Origin of the sequence: Flavobacterium sp. Root420 (assembly GCF_001427905.1) — a bacterium.
In the GTDB taxonomy this organism is placed as follows: domain Bacteria; phylum Bacteroidota; class Bacteroidia; order Flavobacteriales; family Flavobacteriaceae; genus Flavobacterium.
The window spans coordinates 432,072-450,003 of record NZ_LMEF01000012.1; the positions used below are offsets into that span (position 1 = coordinate 432,072).

Below are 17,932 nucleotides of genomic sequence, written 5' to 3' on the forward strand. Positions count from 1 at the left end.
TTTTTGATTGAAAAATAAAGGTGCAATTTTAATCAAAAAATATGGAACAAAAAAGCTACCTAAAACAAAGATACGATTATCTTGTTTTTAGGCAGCTATATTTTTATAGAGAATTTTAAATTAAGAATGTTGAGCTTTAAAAGCTTTTAATTTCTCAATTAATTTTGGTACAATTTCGAATGCATCTCCCACAACACCATAATCAGCCACTTTAAAGAAAGGTGCTTCAGGATCACTATTGATTACTACTTTTACTTTTGAAGAGTTGATTCCGGCAATATGCTGGATGGCTCCTGAAATTCCAACTGCAATATATAAGTTTGTTGCAACTGGTTTTCCTGTTTGTCCAACGTGCTCGCTGTGAGGTCTCCATCCCAAATCAGAAACTGGTTTAGAACATGCTGTTGCAGCACCTAATACAGCCGCTAAATCTTCGATTAATCCCCAGTTTTCAGGACCTTTTAATCCACGACCACCAGAAACTACTACATCTGCATCAGCGATAGAAACTTTTCCGCTTACTTTTTCTACAGATTCTACTTTTACACCAAAGTCATTGTCTCCAATAGATGGATTAAAATCTTCTTCAGTTGCAGATCCTGCGCTTTCGAAAATTCCATAAGAGTTTTTAGCTAAACCAAGAACTTTTACATCTGTACTGATTTCAGTAATATTGAAAGCTTTGTTTGAGAAAGCATTTCTTTTTACTTGGAATGGAGAAGTGCTAACTGGCAATCCAACAACATTTGAAGCAAAACCTGCATTTAGCGCCACTGCAACTAATGATGAAAGATAAATACTATCTGTTGTAGAAGAAAGTAATACTAATTTTGTTCCTTCTTTTTCAGCAGCTTGTTTTATAACATCGGCGTAAGCCTTAGCTGTAAAACCTGCTAATTTATCGTTGTTTACTTTTAGAACTTTATCAACTCCGTATTTTGACAATTCACTTACATCGCTCGTGTTTACAGTTAAAGCCGTTACGGTTGTTCCTAATGATTCTGCTACTTTTTTAGCGTAAGAAGCTAATTCAAAAGCTACTTTTTTAAATTTTCCTTCTGCAGATTCTGCATATATTAATATTGACATGATAATTTTAGATTTTAGATTTTAGATTTCAGATTTTTTGAAAATGAAACCTAAAAAGATTATTGATTAGATTTGAAGTGAATCAAATGTTTAATTTAGATTTTACCTTGCCGAATGCAATCTAAAATCTAAACTCTACAATCTTAAATCACTTTAGCCTCGTTGTGTAATAAATTAACTAACTCATCTAAATTATCAGGAGAAACTAATTTCACTGCTGATTTAGGAGCTGGTTTTTCAAATTTCACTGCTTTTGTATTTACAGGAGCGTCAACTGGCTCAAGAATAGTCAGGGCTTTTGTTCTTGCTGTCATAATTCCTCTCATGTTTGGAATACGCAAATCTTTTTCTTCGACAAGACCTTTTTGTCCACCAATAATTAAAGGCAGAGTAGTACTAACAGTTTCTTTTCCACCATCGATTTCACGAACTGCTTTTACATTGCTTCCGTCAACTGTTAATGAAGTACAAGAGTTTAAAAAGTTAGAACCTAAAATTCCTGCAATCATTCCAGGAACCATTCCGCCATTATAATCTAAAGATTCTTTTCCGGCAATTACAAGATCGTAACCTCCGTTTTTAATTACTTCGGCTAATTGTTTTGCAACAAAAAAACCATCAGTTGGATTAGCATTTACACGAATAGCTTCGTTTGCACCAATTGCCAATGCTTTACGCAAAGTTGGTTCTGTATCAGGACCTCCAACATTCACAACAGTTACAGTTGCTCCTTGTTGTTCCTGAAACCAAATTGCACGTGTTAAACCAAACTCATCATTAGGATTAATTACATATTGTACACCATTGGTATCGAATTCTGAATCACCATTGGAGAAGTTAATTTTTGAAGTAGTATCAGGCACATGGCTGATGCAAACTAATATTTTCATAAGTATATATTTTGATATTTATAATATGCTTTGACAAATTTAGAAATTAAAATCGGAATAATATACTATGCATGCATAATATTTTTTAAAAACTATTACGTTTTCGAAGATTATGGAATTTGAAAGTGCTTTTGTTGGAATATGAAATTGAAAATTCAGTTATTTAGTCTGATTCTTAGGAATTTTGCAATAGTGTTTCATTGAACAACTGTTAAACTTAAAGGCAATTTATACTACTTTTTGATTTATTTCGTTATTACGATGGAATTTGCTGAAATCAGAATTAAACAAATAAGCCAGAGTTTGTCTGAAAAATGTTTTTATGTACGGAATAACCACAATTATATCGATTTCGTAAATATCACAATAAAATTTTAAAAGTTAAAAGCAGCGAAGAGGAGGATGTTCGTGTGATTTTAAATTCAATTTATGCTTTTAAGTTATTTAAAATATTTATTTTTGCTCTTCAGAAAATTCAACATACAATATAAATATGAGAACAATACAATTTAGAGAGGCCATTTGCGAAGCGATGAGCGAAGAAATGCGTCACGATGAATCCATATATTTAATGGGCGAAGAAGTTGCAGAATACAACGGAGCATACAAAGCTTCAAAAGGAATGCTTGCTGAATTTGGCGAAAAAAGAGTAATCGATACTCCAATTGCTGAGCTTGGTTTTACAGGAATTGCAGTAGGATCAGCTATGAACGGCTGTCGTCCTATTGTTGAGTACATGACTTTCAACTTCTGTTTAGTTGGTATTGATCAAATTATAAATAACGCTGCTAAAATGCGTCAAATGACAGGAGGGCAATTTAATGTGCCTATCGTTTTTCGTGGACCAACTGCTTCTGCAGGTCAATTAGGAGCTACTCACTCTCAGGCTTTAGAAAACTGGTTTGCAAATACTCCGGGTCTTAAAGTTATTGTACCTTCTACTCCTTATGATGCAAAAGGACTTTTGAAATCGGCTATTCGCGATAATGATCCTGTAATTTTTATGGAATCTGAGCAAATGTATGGTGACAAAGGAGAAGTGCCAGACGGAGAATATACAATTCCATTAGGAGTTGCTGATGTTAAACGTGAAGGAACAGATGTTACTATCGTTTCTTTTGGAAAAATTATCAAAGAAGCTTTTATTGCTGCTGATGAATTAGCTAAAGAAGGAATTTCATGTGAGATTATCGATTTAAGAACAGTTCGTCCAATGGATAACGAAGCAATCTTAAAATCAGTTAAGAAAACAAATCGTTTGGTAATTTTAGAAGAAGCGTGGCCATTTGCAAGTATTTCATCTGAAATCACTTATATCGTTCAGGAGCAAGCTTTTGATTTTCTAGATGCGCCAATTCAACGTATTACAACTGCAGATACTCCTGCGCCTTACTCTCCTGTTTTACTAAAAGACTGGTTGCCAAATGCAGCTGATGTAGTAAAAGCAGTAAAGAAAGTAATGTACAAATAATCAAACAAACAATACTTATAAAACTTCATCAGTCATATTAATTGATGAAGTTTTTTTTTGCCAGATGATGAAGAAAATAATTTTACTCAGCCTATTTTTTGTATTTGCACTTGCGAATATTGCTACTGCACAAACTAAAGTGAGCGGAATTGTTTTGGATAAACTAAATCAACCTATTCCGTTTGCAAATATTGTTTTTAAAGGTTCAAATACTGGAATAGTTTCCAATGAAGATGGTCGTTTTTATTTAGAATCACCCAATACTTATACCGCTTTATTAGTTACATCTGCTGGATTTTCGGATAAGGAAATTCCATTAGAAAAAGCTGTAAATTATAATTTTAAAATAGTTTTAGGTGAAGCAGAAGCTTTAAACGAAGTTGTAATTTTTACCGGAAAAACATCTAAAAAGAATAACCCGGCATTAGATATTTTGAGGAAAATTTGGGAAAGAAAACGTAAAAACGGTTTGTACCAATTCAATCAGTATGAAATGCAGAAGTACGAAAAAGTCGAGTTTGACATGAACACGATCGATAGTGCTTTTATGAAAAATAAGCTCTTTAAAGGAATGGAGTTTGTGTTTGATCATGTGGATACTTCTGATGTTACCGGAAAAACGTATCTGCCAATCTTTATCAATGAATCAGTTTATGACGTTTATGGCGACAATAAATTAAAGAAAGTAAAGGAGAATATTAAAGGAAGCAAAACTTCTGGTTTCAATGGAAATCAACAGATTTTATCTTTTGTAAAAGATCTTTATTCAGATTATAATATTTACGACAATCACCTTACGTTTTTTGATAAAAGTTTTACAAGTCCGCTTTCAAAAACCGGAATTGATGTCTATAATTATGTCTTAAAAGACAGTGCCTATATTGATAAAAAATGGTGTTTTAATATTGTTTTTTATCCAAGACGTAAAAACGAGTTGACTTTTAAAGGAGATTTCTGGGTTAACGATACCACTTTTGCCATCAAGAAAATTAATATGGGTGTTACTAAAAGCGCCAATATTAACTGGGTTAAAGATATTTATATCGAACAGGAATTTGATGTAGAAAATGATTCTGTTTTCCTTTTGACCCGTGATTATATGATGTCTGATTTTGCCTTGAATAAAAAGGAAAAATCAAAAGGAGTCTACGGAAAACGAACGACTTTATATCGAAATCATAAATTCAACATTCAAAAACCGGAGAAGTTTTATAAAGAAGAAGTCAACTTTATAGACAATGCCGTTTACGACCGACCGGATGAATTTTGGGATGAAAACCGTTTCGAGAAATTAAATAAAGATGAACAAGGTATTTACAAAATGTTAGACACCTTGCAAACTGTCAAGCGATTCAAACAACTTTACAGTTTAGTTTCTATTCTAGGAAGCGGTTACGTCGAGTTTAAAAACTTTGATTATGGTCCTATTTTCTCCACATTTGGATACAATGAAGTCGAAGGTTTAAGAGTTCGCGTAGGAGGAAGAACGTATTTTGGACCAAATGATCCGTGGCGTGTACAAGCTTATACGGCCTATGGTTTTGATGACAGTAAATTTAAATATGGTGTTTCCGGAAAATGGATGCTTGATAAGAAAAAGCGATTTATTATTTCTGGAGGAAACAGGCGCGACATCGAACAAATTGGAGCTAGCTTAACCACAACAAACGATATTTTAGGACGAAGTTTTGCGTCTTCTGCGTTGTTTACAACAGGAAGTAACGGAAAATTAACCAATATTAATTTGAGTAACATTTCCTTTGAAATGGAACCCATGAAGAATTTTGTTGTTCAGGCGGGTCTTTCCTATAGAACTTTAGAATCGGCTTCGACTACTTTTAGTTTAGATTATTATACTACTTTACCAAGTCCTTCAAATCCTGCGGGAGTTATTGCAAGTGGGGTAACACAATCTGAAGCTAATATTCAGTTTGAGTTTATGCCAAACCGAAAAACTATTGGTTTTGGAGTAGAACGTGATCTTGTTGATAGCCCGTTTAGTCATTTCTTTGTGAATTTTAGCTATGGTTTAAAAGGAGTTTTCAATAGTGATTTTGCTTATGAAAAAATACAGATTTACTACAAACAACCTATTATTATTGGTGCTCTGGGAAGATCGAATATTATTTTGGAAACCGGTAAAACTTTTGGTACAATTCCGTTAGGATTAATGAGTGTAATTCCGGGTAACCAGACTTATTTTACAATTGAGAATACGTTTAGTAACCTGAATTTCTACGAGTTCATAACAGACCAATATACTACTTTGCAATGGAATCATGATTTTGGAGGAAGGTTATTTGCCAGAATTCCATTTATGAGAAAATTAAACTGGAGGGAATTTGTAGGTGTAAAAGGAGTTTACGGAACCATTTCCGATGCTAACAGAGCAATCAATGCTTCAGATCAGCCTTATAATGCACCAGAAAATGTATACTGGGAATATAACGCCGGAATCGGGAATATTTTCAAAGTTTTCCGAATTGATTTCTCCTGGAGAGGAAGTTATTTAAACGCTCCGGATGCTAATAAATTTGCAGTAAAAGGATCTTTTGGATTTTATTTTTAAAATATAAAGCGAAAGCTTGCAATTTAATAATCTCGCAAAGCCGCAGAGGCGCAAAGAATTTAAAACTTAGCGACTTGGCGCCTTTGCGAGATTCTTTTTTTATTTAATTTTGAAATAGACTTAAAGCCAAAGAAATGCAAGAAGCAATCGATTTTCTATCAACTAAAAATCCAATATTTCAGGAAATTATTGAGAAATATGGTTTGCCGCCAATTCCGAAACGTCCTCAGGGTTTTGAAACGTTGGTATTGCTGATACTTGAACAACAAGTCTCTATAGATTCGGCGAAAGCCACATTTTTAAAAATCAAAGCCTATACAACTTGCAATCCTGAAAACATGTTTGCTTTATCTGATGAAGAATTTCGTGCATTAGGTGTAAGTCGACAAAAAACAAAATATATCAAAATACTTTCGGAAGCCGTTTTGAATAAAGAACTGGATATCGAAAGTTTAGCTGTAAAATCGGCAAAACAAGTTCGGGAAGAACTCATAAAGTTAAAAGGAATCGGTAATTGGACGATTGATATTTACTTAATGTTTTGTTTGCAGGAGCCGGATTTGATTCCGCTAGGAGATATTGCAGTGGTCAATACAATCAAAGAATTATTAGATATTCACGACAAAAACGAAATGGAAATTCATGCTGAACAATGGAGTCCTTATCGCTCTTACGCAACCTATTTATTGTGGCATTATTACTTAAATAAACGAAATCGAAAAATTACGTATTAACTATCTGTTATATAAAAGGAAAGTATATTAATTTATCAATAAAATCCATTGATTAATGTACTTTTTTCATTGTAAAAAAGGATTCTTTAGGTTACTTTTGCAATCGAATTTATAGAAATAATAAAAAACGAAAATGACCGCAGACAAACTAACGACTTTCGATGTATTAATCGAAATACCAAGAGGAAGCAGAAATAAATACGAATACGATTTTGAGATCAAAAGAATGCGTTTTGACAGAATGTTATTCTCTTCAATGATGTACCCGGCTGATTACGGATTTATTCCGGAAACTTTAGCTCTTGACGGTGACCCTCTTGATGTATTGGTTTTGATAAATGAACCAACTTTCCCTGGATGTGTTATAGAAGTAAAGCCAATTGGTGTTTTCCACATGGCAGATGATAAAGGACCAGACGAAAAAATCATTTGTGTACCAGTTTCAGATCCAATCTGGAATTCATTAAATGACCTTTCAGATATTAACGGACACTTATTGAAAGAAATCGAGCATTTCTTCCAGGTTTACAAAGACCTTGAAAACAAAAAAGTGGATGTTGAAGGTTGGGGAGATGTAAACGAAGCATTTGCAATTATTGCTGAGTGTACAAAGCGTTTTGACGATATCGAAAATAAACCAGAGGGATTATTTAGTATTAAATAATTTTTACCCTATTCTATTATAAAAAAAGCAATACTCCGTTAGGAGTATTGCTTTTTTGTTTAAATTCGTTTTGTTAGTTTATTTACTATTAACCAAAACCATTACTATATTATGAATGCATTTATGATTTACTTGCCAATTGTTATGGCAATTTTAGGATTACTTTTCATGGGAATAAAAAGGACTTGGGTTTTAAAACAAGACGCCGGAGACGGTAAAATGAAAGAAATTTCAGATCACATTTATGAAGGTGCCCTCGCATTTTTAAAAGCTGAATATCGATTATTGACTTTTTTCGTAATTGGTGCCAGTATAGTATTAGCAGGAGTTTCTTTTGTCGTTCCTACCACACATATATTAATAGTAGTAGCATTTATTTTTGGTGCCTTTTTCTCAGCCTTAGCTGGAAATATGGGAATGAAAATAGCAACTAAAACGAATGTCAGAACAACTCAGGCTGCGCGTACAAGTTTGCCTCAGGCTTTGAAAGTTTCTTTTGGAGGCGGAACCGTAATGGGTTTAGGCGTTGCAGGTCTTGCAGTTTTAGGATTAACGGGTTTCTTTATCGTTTTCTTTCAAATATTCATGAACGGTACCTGGACATCATCTGAAGATATGACAAAGGTTTTAGAGACTTTAGCCGGATTTTCACTTGGTGCAGAATCTATTGCATTATTTGCGAGAGTTGGAGGTGGAATTTACACGAAAGCAGCTGATGTTGGTGCCGATTTAGTAGGTAAAGTAGAAGCAGGAATTCCGGAAGATGACCCTCGTAATCCAGCTACGATTGCTGATAACGTGGGTGATAATGTGGGAGATGTTGCCGGAATGGGAGCCGATTTATTTGGTTCATATGTTGCAACTGTCTTGGCTGCAATGGTTTTAGGGAATTATGTGATCAAAGATATGGGCGGTTCTATTCAGGATGCTTTTGGAGGAATTGGTCCAATTTTACTACCAATGGCAATTGCCGGTTTCGGAATTTTATTTTCGATTATTGGAACTATGTTGGTAAAAATCTCTGATGATAATGCCAAAGAAGCACAAGTACAAAAAGCATTAAATATAGGAAACTGGGTTTCAATTGCTTTAACTGCAATTGCTTGTTTCTTCCTGGTACAACATATGTTGCCGGAAACAATGCAAATGAGTTTCTTTGGAGAAGGTTCTAAAGATATTTCATCAATGCGCGTTTTTTATGCGACTTTGGTAGGATTAGTTGTTGGCGGAGCTATTTCATCAGTAACAGAATATTATACAGGATTAGGTACAAAACCAGTAATGGCAATTGTACAAAAATCATCAACTGGAGCTGGAACAAACGTTATTGCAGGTTTGGCAACAGGAATGATTTCTACTTTTCCAACCGTTTTATTATTCGCTGCAGCAATCTGGATTTCTTATGCTTTAGCCGGTTTTTACGGAGTGGCGCTGGCGGCTTCAGCAATGATGGCAACTACAGCCATGCAATTAGCAATTGATGCTTTTGGGCCAATCTCTGACAATGCCGGAGGAATTGCCGAAATGAGTGAATTGCCGAAAGAAGTGCGTACCAGAACAGATATTTTAGATTCAGTTGGAAATACAACAGCTGCAACCGGAAAAGGTTTTGCAATTGCATCTGCAGCGCTTACTTCATTAGCATTGTTTGCAGCTTACGTAACTTTTACAGGAATTGACGGAATTAATATTTTTAAAGCACCAGTTTTAGCGATGTTATTTGTCGGTGGAATGATTCCGGTAGTTTTCTCAGCTTTGGCTATGAATTCTGTTGGAAAAGCAGCGATGGATATGGTGTACGAAGTACGTCGCCAGTTTAAGGAAATTCCGGGAATTATGGAAGGAACCGGAAAACCAGAATACGGAAAATGTGTTGAAATTTCTACTAAAGCCGCTTTACGCGAAATGATGCTGCCTGGAATTTTGACAATTGGTTTCCCGATTGCAATTGTGTTATTAGGTAAATTGGTTTATGGAGATAACAATCAGTTAATTGCTGAAATGTTAGGAGGATATATGGCAGGAGTTACAGTTTCAGGTGTGCTTTGGGCAGTTTTTCAAAATAATGCAGGAGGTGCGTGGGATAATGCTAAAAAATCTTTTGAAGCCGGAGTTATGATCAACGGAGAAATGACATACAAAGGTTCTGATGCACACAAAGCTGCTGTAACTGGAGATACTGTTGGAGATCCGTTTAAAGATACTTCGGGACCTTCAATGAACATTTTGATTAAACTAACTTGTTTGATTGGATTGGTAATTGCTCCAATTTTAGGAGAAGGCCATTCGTCTTCAACTATGGCCGAAAAAGGTTCTTGCTGTAAAATGGAGATGCATGCAGGTGGTGTATCTAAATGCGGAGATTTGTCCGGAATGACAAAAGAAGAATGTATTAAAATGTGCAAAGAAAAAGGATGTACCGCTGATGAAACAGCAAAATGTCTGGCTCATTATGATGCAAACGGAAAATATATACATCAAAAAACAGATTGTTTTGATACAACCAAATACAGTAAAAATAGAGTTGAGGTTAATTTGTCTACCACAAATGGAGTTACAGTTGGAACGGTAACCAAAACTGAAAATGGAAAAACAACGACTGAAGTTTACGAAGGAACTGAAGACGAAGTGAAAGCAAAAATTGAAGCTGCGAAATAAAGAATGACTGATACCTTTCAAAGTTTTAAACTTTTACAAAGGTTTTAAAAACAAAAAATGCCTCTAAAATTTTAGAGGCATTTTTTGTTTTAGTGTAAATTCGTGGAATTTGTGTTTCTAAAACAATCCGTTTAATTCAGCATCAATTCTATTAATGATATTTCCTAAGTCTTCAGGATTATCAACAAAGTTTATATTGTCAACATCAATAATCAATAGCTTTCCTTTAGTATAAGTCTGAACCCAGGCTTCGTATCTTTCGTTTAATCGGCTTAGATAATCAATAGAAATAGAGTTTTCATATTCGCGTCCACGTTTGTGAATCTGTCCTACTAAATTCGGAATAGAACTTCTTAAATAAATCAATAAGTCAGGAGCTTTTACCAACGATTCCATCAATTCAAAAAGAGAAGTGTAATTTTCGAAATCACGACTAGTCATTAATCCCATTGAATATAAGTTGGGAGCAAAAATATAGGCATCTTCATAAATCGTTCTGTCCTGAATGATTTTTTTTCCGCTTTCGCGTATTTGTTGCACCTGACGAAACCTGCTGTTTAAGAAGTAAATCTGCAAATTAAATGACCAACGCTCCATTTGGTGGTAAAAATCATCTAAGTACGGATTATCAACAACATCTTCATAATGGGGTTCCCATTTAAAATGTTTGGCCAATAATTTAGTCAAAGTTGTTTTTCCAGCGCCTATGTTTCCTGCTATTGCTATGTGCATTACGGTGTTACGATTTTATAATTGGTGATTTCTTTAGCTGTAAAAATAGATAAAATTTGGTCTTTGTAGCAGAATTTATCAAAGCTTTTTTGCAAAATTTCAATTTCAGAAAAGGTATCCAAGGCAGCACTTGTTTTGTCTTTAAAATACAGCAGATTAGCTTTCCTGAAAATGTAAGAATTTGGATTTATAATTTCGATTTGGTCAAAGTCAGGTACTTTTCCTAAAGCAGTGGTTTTTCCAAAAATATCACAAGAAAAGAAATTGTTTTTTTTATCAATCCAATAAAAAGTGTTAAAGTCAGTCTGGTAATATTTTATACCTTCTGTTAAAGGCGTAGAAACCGTTTTATATTCATTTTTTAAATAATCAAATAGACCAATTTGTTGATTTAAGGTATTGAAAATCCACAACTGATTTTGAGTCGACATTCCAATTGCCGGTACAACAATAGGAGTACTGTTTTGAGAAAAATTAATTTCTGTCATTTTATTTAATTGATTGTCTAATAAAATAACGGTATTGAAATCTTCATAAAACAAAACTATTTTAAGAGGATTTAGAATGTCAACTTTGGTAATATTTCCCAATGAAACATTTTTGTACTCAAAAACCTCATTTTCTTTAGTTTTTCTAAAAACATTATTTTTAATATAATAAGAGAATCCAAAAGAATCATATCCTAAGAAATCATCAATATCAGTATTAAATTGTGAGATTAAAGTTGCGTTTATTTTTTGATTTTGTGCCGAAACAGCTGATAATGAACAGGCGATAAAAAGTAGAATTAAAATTTTGCGCACTGCTTTGTTCATAGTAAATTAGGTTTCAAAAGAGCCAAATTACAAAAAACTATGTACGAAATGGTTTAAATAGTCTATTAAGTTGGATTTTTTCTTTAAAACGTTTCAGAATTGCAACAGTCTAATTAACAGCTGATTTCGTCGATAGGTTATTGATATTGATATATTTAATTTTTAGTATTTTAAAATTAATAATACATTTGAGAGAGTAAGTTTTATTGATTTACTCAATTTAAAAAAAAATGTAATGAAAAAAATATTCTTATATATGTCTTTAATGCTTGTATTTACTCAAATGCGTGCACAAAAGGATTTTCAGGGAATGGCTGTTTATGAGTCAAAAACGCAGGCTCCTAAAATGGATGGAATGCGTGCGAATAGAGATATTACGCCTGAAATGCAGAAAAATATGGAAGAGCGCATGAAAAAAATGCTGGAGAAAACCTTTATTTTAAATTTTGATAAATCGGCTTCTATTTATAAAGAAGAAGAAAAATTAGAAACTCCGGGGCAGCAAGGCGGCGGAATGCGTATTATGATGAATTCTTTTATGGGTGGCGGTGGCACTTTTTATAAGGATGTAAAAACTAAATCATATACAGTTGACAAAGAATTTATGGGAAAAGAGTTCTTGGTTATAGATTCTCTGCCGAAATTAAACTGGAAAATGGAATCTGAAACCAAGCAAATTGGAGGTTATACTTGTTATAAAGCAACAGCTGTAAAGGAAGCGAGTAAAACCGATTTTAGAAATTTCAGACCTAAAAATGATAACGACAAAAAGTCTGAAGATAAAAAAGAAGATACAAAGAAAACTTCAGGAGAAACAAAAACTAATTTTGCAGACAATTTTGAAATTCCAAAAGAGATTATCATAACAGCTTGGTATTCTCCGGAGATTCCGGTAAATCAGGGACCTGAAAATTATTGGGGTTTGCCCGGCTTGATTTTAGAAGTTAATGATGGAAGAACAACAATCCTATGTTCAAAAATTGTTTTGAATGCGAAAGATAAAGCTGAAATAAAAGCACCTACAAAAGGCAAAGTGATTTCTCAAAAAGATTACGATGAAACCGTAATTAAAAAAATGGAAGAGTTTCGAGAAATGAACCGTGGCCGCGAGGGTGGACCTGGTGGAGGTCCAGTAATGATCAGACGTTAATTTAACTACATCATCCTTTAGATTTTTCCCATGAAAAATATACTTCTCTTCGTTATTTTATTAATGACGTCTATAGCCTTTGCCCAAACTGTACGTTTTGATGGTGTTATTCAGGACGAACAGAAAAATCCGTTGGAGATGGCTAATATAATGGCCGTGAACAACGGAACAAAAGCAATGGATTCATACGGAATTACAAATGATAAAGGAAAGTTTCAGCTGACTTTAAAGCCTAATACTTCGTATACAGTTAAGGTGAGCTATCTAGGAATGAAATCAAAAGAAATTGCTGTCTCAACGAATACTGAAAATATAGTTCAGAATATTGTGATGGACGGCACCGGAATTGAACTCGAAGGTGTCGAAATTGTTCGTGAAATGCCAGTTTCCATAAAAGGGGATACAATTGTGTATAATGCCGATTCTTTTAAGTCCGGAACAGAAAAAAAACTGGAAGATGTCTTAAAAAAATTACCCGGAGTTGAGGTAAATGCCGACGGTGAAATTGAAGTTGAAGGAAAAAAAGTCAGCAAATTGATGGTGGAAGGAAAAGATTTCTTTGATGGAGATACCAAACTCGGCGTTAAAAATATTCCTGCAGATGCGATTGATAAAATTCAGGTTTTGCGAAATTATAATGAAGTTGGCGCCTTAAAAGGTTTAGAAAACGATCAGGATAATGTAGCGATGAATATTAAACTGAAAGAAGGGAAAAAGAACTTTTGGTTTGGTGATGCAACGGCCGGAATTGGCGTCGCAGAACTCGACAGCCGTTATATAATTAATCCGAAATTATTTTATTACAGTCCAAAATATTCCATTAATTTAATTACCAATTTTAATAATATTGGAGAATTGCCCTTGACAGCTCAGGATTATTTTAAATTCACAGGAGGATTTAAAAATATGATGAAAAAGGGCGGAAGCAATTTTAATGTTTCGTCAAATGATATTGGAATTTCACTATTAAGAAATAATCGCGCTAAAGAAATCGAAACAAAATTTGGAGCAACCAATTTTGCTTATTCAGTTACAAAAGCCTGGAATATTAGTGGTTTCGGAATATTATCTGCTTCAAAAACAGATTTAGAAACGAAATCCCAAACGACTATTTTAGATTCGGGAGATCAGCAAAAAAGAGACGAATCAACACATCAAAAAAATAATTTGGGACTTTTTAAATTGAGTTCAACGTATAAACCAAATGATAAGTTTCAGTTTGATTATGATATTTTAACCAAATTATCCAAACAAGATGAGGATACAGAATTATTACGTGAAGCTGTAGAAAGTAATGTAACTTCAATTGAAACAATCTTCACAAATAAAAAGCAAAATCCCACATCAATAAACCAAAATTTGAGTTTGTATTACACGCAAAGGGATAAGAATATTTTTGCTTTTGAGATACAACATTTGTATCAGGATGAAAATCCGTTTTACAATGCCAATTTAAGAACATTACCTTTTGATTTGTCAGGTTATATCACAGATCCAAAACAAAATAGAAACGATCTTAATCAGGATCGTTTTGTAAAAACAAACAAACTCGATGCAAAACTGGATTACTATTATATGGTAACGCCAAAAAGCAATATTAATATCACTTTAGGAAATACCTATTCTTATCAGGATTTCAACTCGCATATTTTTCAGATGTTGGATAATGGAGATCGAAATGATTTGAATGATACTCAAAATAATAATCAGGTAAAATATAATTTTAATGATACTTTTTTAGGCTTTCATTATAAGATTTTGTCTGGTAAATTTACATTGACACCGGGAGTAATTTTGCATTCCTATTCAATGACAAACACACAGTTAGAAACAGATTATTCTCAAAATTTCACAAAGATATTGCCTGATTTTTTTGCTTTATATCAAATCAAGAAATCAGAGACATTGACTTATAATTTCTCCTTATCGAATGATTTTACAGATATAAATCAGTTGGCAGCTGGTTATGTTTTATCAGATTACAGTAGTTTGTTTAGAGGAAATCGTTTCTTAGAAAATGCCACTTCACAAGTCCATTCGCTGCGTTATTTCAAATACAATATGTTCAATTTTGAGAACATTTTTGCCAATGCAACGTACACCAAAAAAGTAGATGCAATTAAAACCAAAGCTGATTTCGATGGAATTAATCAATCATCAGTTCCTTACAATTCAAATTTAGCCGATGAAACTTTTTCAGGAATGGGAAGTTACGGGCGCTCTTTTTTAAAGAACTATAAAGCATCTGCAGTGGCAAGTTTCAATTGGTCAAAATTCAATAATATTCAAAATAATGCATTGGCCACGACGGAAAGTTTTACTCAAAGTTACACTGTAAAGGCATCAACAAATTATAAAAATTTTCCAAATCTGGAGGTAGGATATAACGCCTTAATCAATCAATACAGTGGTTCGACTTATTATACAGACAAACCTTTTGCAAGATTAGATTATTACTTTTGGAATAGTTTCTCGTTTGTTTCAGAGTATGAATTTTATCATTATTATAATACTGATAAAACGGTTGACAATGAATATGATTTTTTAAGTGCCAGTTTGATTTATCAAAAAAAGGATAGTAAATGGGAATATAAAGTTGCCGCCACTAATCTTTTAAACACGAGATATCTTAATGATGACAGTTTCTCGCAGTTTTCTACACGAGTTTCACAATACACGGTTCAGCCACGTTACATTATCTTTTCGATGAAGTATAATTTATAGTATTTTAATTACAAAGATTCTTTTTTGTGATTTGTTTAATCAGGAATGCAATATCTTTACGCATGATATTAACAGCCAAAAATTTTAAGTATGCGTAATTTTAAATGGAGTTTCTTATTGTTTTTTTGTGTAACATTTGTTTCGTTTTCTCAAACAAAAGGCATTCAAAAAGGAACTTATCTTTCTGCAAATAAAGGAGAAAAAATCAAATTAAATTTATTAGAGAATAATAAATACGAGCTGGTTTTTTATTCCGGAGATTATGAGATTAAAGGGGATTCACTTTTATTCACTCAAAAAGTAAAATCAGAAAATGCTTTTGATGTTGCTTTTGCAACTGATAAAAAAGCGCAAAAAATTAAAATTAAGTTTTTAGAGCCTTCCTACTATTCGTTCTATATCGGAACACAAAATTCAAATGATCCTGTTCAGTATCAAAAAATCAATGATATTAGAACTAAAGTTGATCCGGATTTTGTACAGACCAATTTAGAATTTGAAATAGATAAAGCAGATTATTTGTATTTGGTTTATGAAGATTACAATGGCGAAAGTAAATTGTCAAAATTTGCTTTGCCAAAAGATGTCTCTGAAGTGACTATTAATTATGAATTAGCCGCTTTAGGTGATCTAAAACTTGCTGGTTTTTTTGATCAAAAAACAAATGAGTTGAGAATTTCTGAGCAAAAAGGAAAGAACCCATTAGTTTTTTTAAATGAAAAAGATGTCCCTCAGGCTGCAGTTTCAAAAGTTATTCCAGTTGAAAGTCAAACTATTTCGAACTGGACTTATCCGGGAAAGGAAGCACTAATAAGTGATAATTTTGGTGCAGATGCTACGGTTGATAGTGCTAACGTTGCTATAGATTCTTATCCTTCAACTAAATTTGATTTTAAATTTAAGATTGAAAACAATTTAAAAAATGCTATTTCAGCCACTAAAAACAAGCTTTTGGTTGTGTATGTCGATAGTAAAAGTCCTTCAGCAAAAACTGATTTTGATACTTTTATAAAAGATCAGGAAGCGCAAGTAGGATATACTATGTATGATGCTTATCATGCTGAATACGATCTTTTTAATTATTATTTGGCTTCCGCCGAAGATAAAAAATGGTTGAAAACGAATAAAATTACAGACAATCCAGGTATAGTTGTTTTAAATGAAAATGGAGATATTTTAGCAACTTCGAAATCTAACTTGAAAGACAAACAAGCTCAGTTTAATTATTATGACGGATTTTATAAAAAAGCGCAGCGAGTAAATGCTCTTCTGTTTTTTGATAAAGTGATTAAAAATAAAAAAGCTACGGATGTCGATTTGATAAAGGCTTTTAATAAAGCAGCGGTTCTCGAAATGCCTTACGATTATGATTATGCTGAAACAGGTACGGAGAATCCTGAGGATTTTAAACTTGTAAAAGTAGCGCTGGACAAAAAAACAGTTTCTCAAACCTGGAAAAAATTAATTGAAGCACATCAAAAAGATGCAAAACCAAATATGTATTTGGTAGAGACGATTCTGAAAGAAATTAAGAATCAAGGTTTTTACAAGCAATTTTTTAATGAAGATAAAGTATTGACAGATACTGATTTTCTGGCCATTGATTATTTGATAAAACATGCTGATGCTATAGAAACTCAAAGAGTAGCTTTTAATGAAAAAGAAGGAGAAATACATTTGGTTGGTAATGTAATTGCTGAAATTACTGTGGCACTGCAACAAAATACCTATATTGAAGCAGATGGAATTTCCGGACAAGCAAATAAAGACAAAACAATATCAGTTTATAAAAAACTAATTACTGCCGGGAAAGGAAACTTTGAATGTTATAAAAATTACTTTGCCTATTTAGGTGAAGTCGAAGATAAGGATGGTTCGAATACGAGTTACTTAAAGGAATTTAGCAGTTATTTCAATGCCAATTTAGCAATGGATAAAGGAAGTGCCATTGAACGATTAGATGAAATGTATGCAACTTTAGACCCAATTTCTGATTACTCTTATAATGGATGGAACGTGTTTAAAGAATACCATTCCAATTTATGTAATTCTGCTGCCTGGACTGTAGTTTTGAAACCTGCTAATGCTAACTTTTTAAAGTCGGCAATTACCTGGTCTGAATATAGTTTGGTAGTTACTAAAAACAATCCTTATTATTTAGATACTTTGGCTCAGCTATATTACAAGGACGGACAAAAACAAAAAGCGATCGAAACTCAAACACTGGCAGTAAAATATTTAAGCACTGAGATAGAGCAGGAAACAGCTACTGAAATCCATGAGACCTTAACTAAGATGCAAGACGGAACGTACTAGATTTCTGTTATTACATAAAAAGTAAACCCGACACATTTTTAATCTGTCGGGTTTTTATTTAATTATAAGAAGAATAGTTTTCTTTAGGGATCTTTCAAATTTAAAAAGACCGTTTTTTGT

General features: G+C 33.2%; 12 protein-coding genes. 8 read left to right on the top strand and 4 right to left on the bottom strand.

Going from position 1 to position 17,932, the window contains the following annotated elements; genetic code table 11:
- Positions 1 to 120: 120 nt before the first annotated feature.
- Entirely contained in the window at positions 121 to 1,089 is a 969-nt protein-coding gene (locus tag ASC72_RS09565) for an electron transfer flavoprotein subunit alpha/FixB family protein (protein ID WP_056190195.1), read from the bottom strand.
- Between the two features lie 143 nt (positions 1,090 to 1,232).
- Complete coding sequence (locus ASC72_RS09570; RefSeq protein ID WP_056190197.1) at positions 1,233 to 1,979, bottom strand: electron transfer flavoprotein subunit beta/FixA family protein; 747 nt, start codon at positions 1,977 to 1,979, stop codon at positions 1,233 to 1,235.
- Between the two features lie 493 nt (positions 1,980 to 2,472).
- Here ASC72_RS09570 and ASC72_RS09575 point away from each other — a divergent pair, with 493 nt between their 5' ends.
- The 5 genes from ASC72_RS09575 to ASC72_RS09595 all read left to right on the top strand — a co-directional run bounded on the left by ASC72_RS09575 (position 2,473) and on the right by ASC72_RS09595 (position 10,075).
- Positions 2,473 to 3,450, top strand: a complete 978-nt coding sequence (locus ASC72_RS09575; RefSeq protein WP_056190200.1) for a pyruvate dehydrogenase complex E1 component subunit beta — start codon at positions 2,473 to 2,475, stop codon at positions 3,448 to 3,450.
- A 67-nt stretch (positions 3,451 to 3,517) separates the two neighbouring features.
- A complete protein-coding gene (locus tag ASC72_RS09580; RefSeq protein WP_056190201.1) occupies positions 3,518 to 6,019 on the top strand; it encodes a DUF5686 family protein in 2,502 nt (833 codons plus the stop codon).
- A gap of 134 nt (positions 6,020 to 6,153) precedes the next feature.
- Positions 6,154 to 6,753: a DNA-3-methyladenine glycosylase gene (locus ASC72_RS09585; protein ID WP_056190203.1), complete on the top strand. Its 600-nt coding sequence runs from the start codon at positions 6,154 to 6,156 to the stop codon at positions 6,751 to 6,753.
- 133 nt (positions 6,754 to 6,886) lie between these two features.
- On the top strand, positions 6,887 to 7,417 hold the full coding sequence (locus tag ASC72_RS09590; protein ID WP_056190205.1) for an inorganic diphosphatase: 531 nt from the start codon (positions 6,887 to 6,889) through the stop codon (positions 7,415 to 7,417).
- Positions 7,418 to 7,528: 111 nt separating this feature from the next.
- On the top strand, positions 7,529 to 10,075 hold the full coding sequence (locus ASC72_RS09595; protein WP_056190206.1) for a sodium-translocating pyrophosphatase: 2,547 nt from the start codon (positions 7,529 to 7,531) through the stop codon (positions 10,073 to 10,075).
- A gap of 117 nt (positions 10,076 to 10,192) precedes the next feature.
- Here the strand turns inward: ASC72_RS09595 and ASC72_RS09600 are convergent, their stop codons facing one another.
- Positions 10,193 to 10,807 carry a deoxynucleoside kinase gene (locus ASC72_RS09600; RefSeq protein ID WP_026983862.1) on the bottom strand — a complete coding sequence of 205 codons (615 nt, stop codon included), beginning with the start codon at positions 10,805 to 10,807 and terminating at the stop codon, positions 10,193 to 10,195.
- On the bottom strand, positions 10,807 to 11,622 hold the full coding sequence (locus tag ASC72_RS09605; RefSeq protein ID WP_056190207.1) for a hypothetical protein: 816 nt from the start codon (positions 11,620 to 11,622) through the stop codon (positions 10,807 to 10,809). Before ASC72_RS09605 ends, ASC72_RS09600 begins: the two co-directional genes overlap by 1 nt.
- 235 nt (positions 11,623 to 11,857) lie before the next feature.
- On the opposite strand from ASC72_RS09605, the gene ASC72_RS09610 reads away from it, so the two are divergent.
- The 3 genes from ASC72_RS09610 (at position 11,858) to ASC72_RS09620 (ending at position 17,812) form a co-directional block, all read left to right on the top strand.
- Positions 11,858 to 12,772 carry a GLPGLI family protein gene (locus ASC72_RS09610; protein WP_056190209.1) on the top strand — a complete coding sequence of 305 codons (915 nt, stop codon included), beginning with the start codon at positions 11,858 to 11,860 and terminating at the stop codon, positions 12,770 to 12,772.
- A gap of 30 nt (positions 12,773 to 12,802) precedes the next feature.
- Positions 12,803 to 15,496: a carboxypeptidase-like regulatory domain-containing protein gene (locus ASC72_RS09615; protein ID WP_056190211.1), complete on the top strand. Its 2,694-nt coding sequence runs from the start codon at positions 12,803 to 12,805 to the stop codon at positions 15,494 to 15,496.
- Between the two features lie 90 nt (positions 15,497 to 15,586).
- Positions 15,587 to 17,812, top strand: a complete 2,226-nt coding sequence (locus tag ASC72_RS09620; protein ID WP_056190213.1) for a hypothetical protein — start codon at positions 15,587 to 15,589, stop codon at positions 17,810 to 17,812.
- Positions 17,813 to 17,932 lie beyond the last annotated feature (120 nt).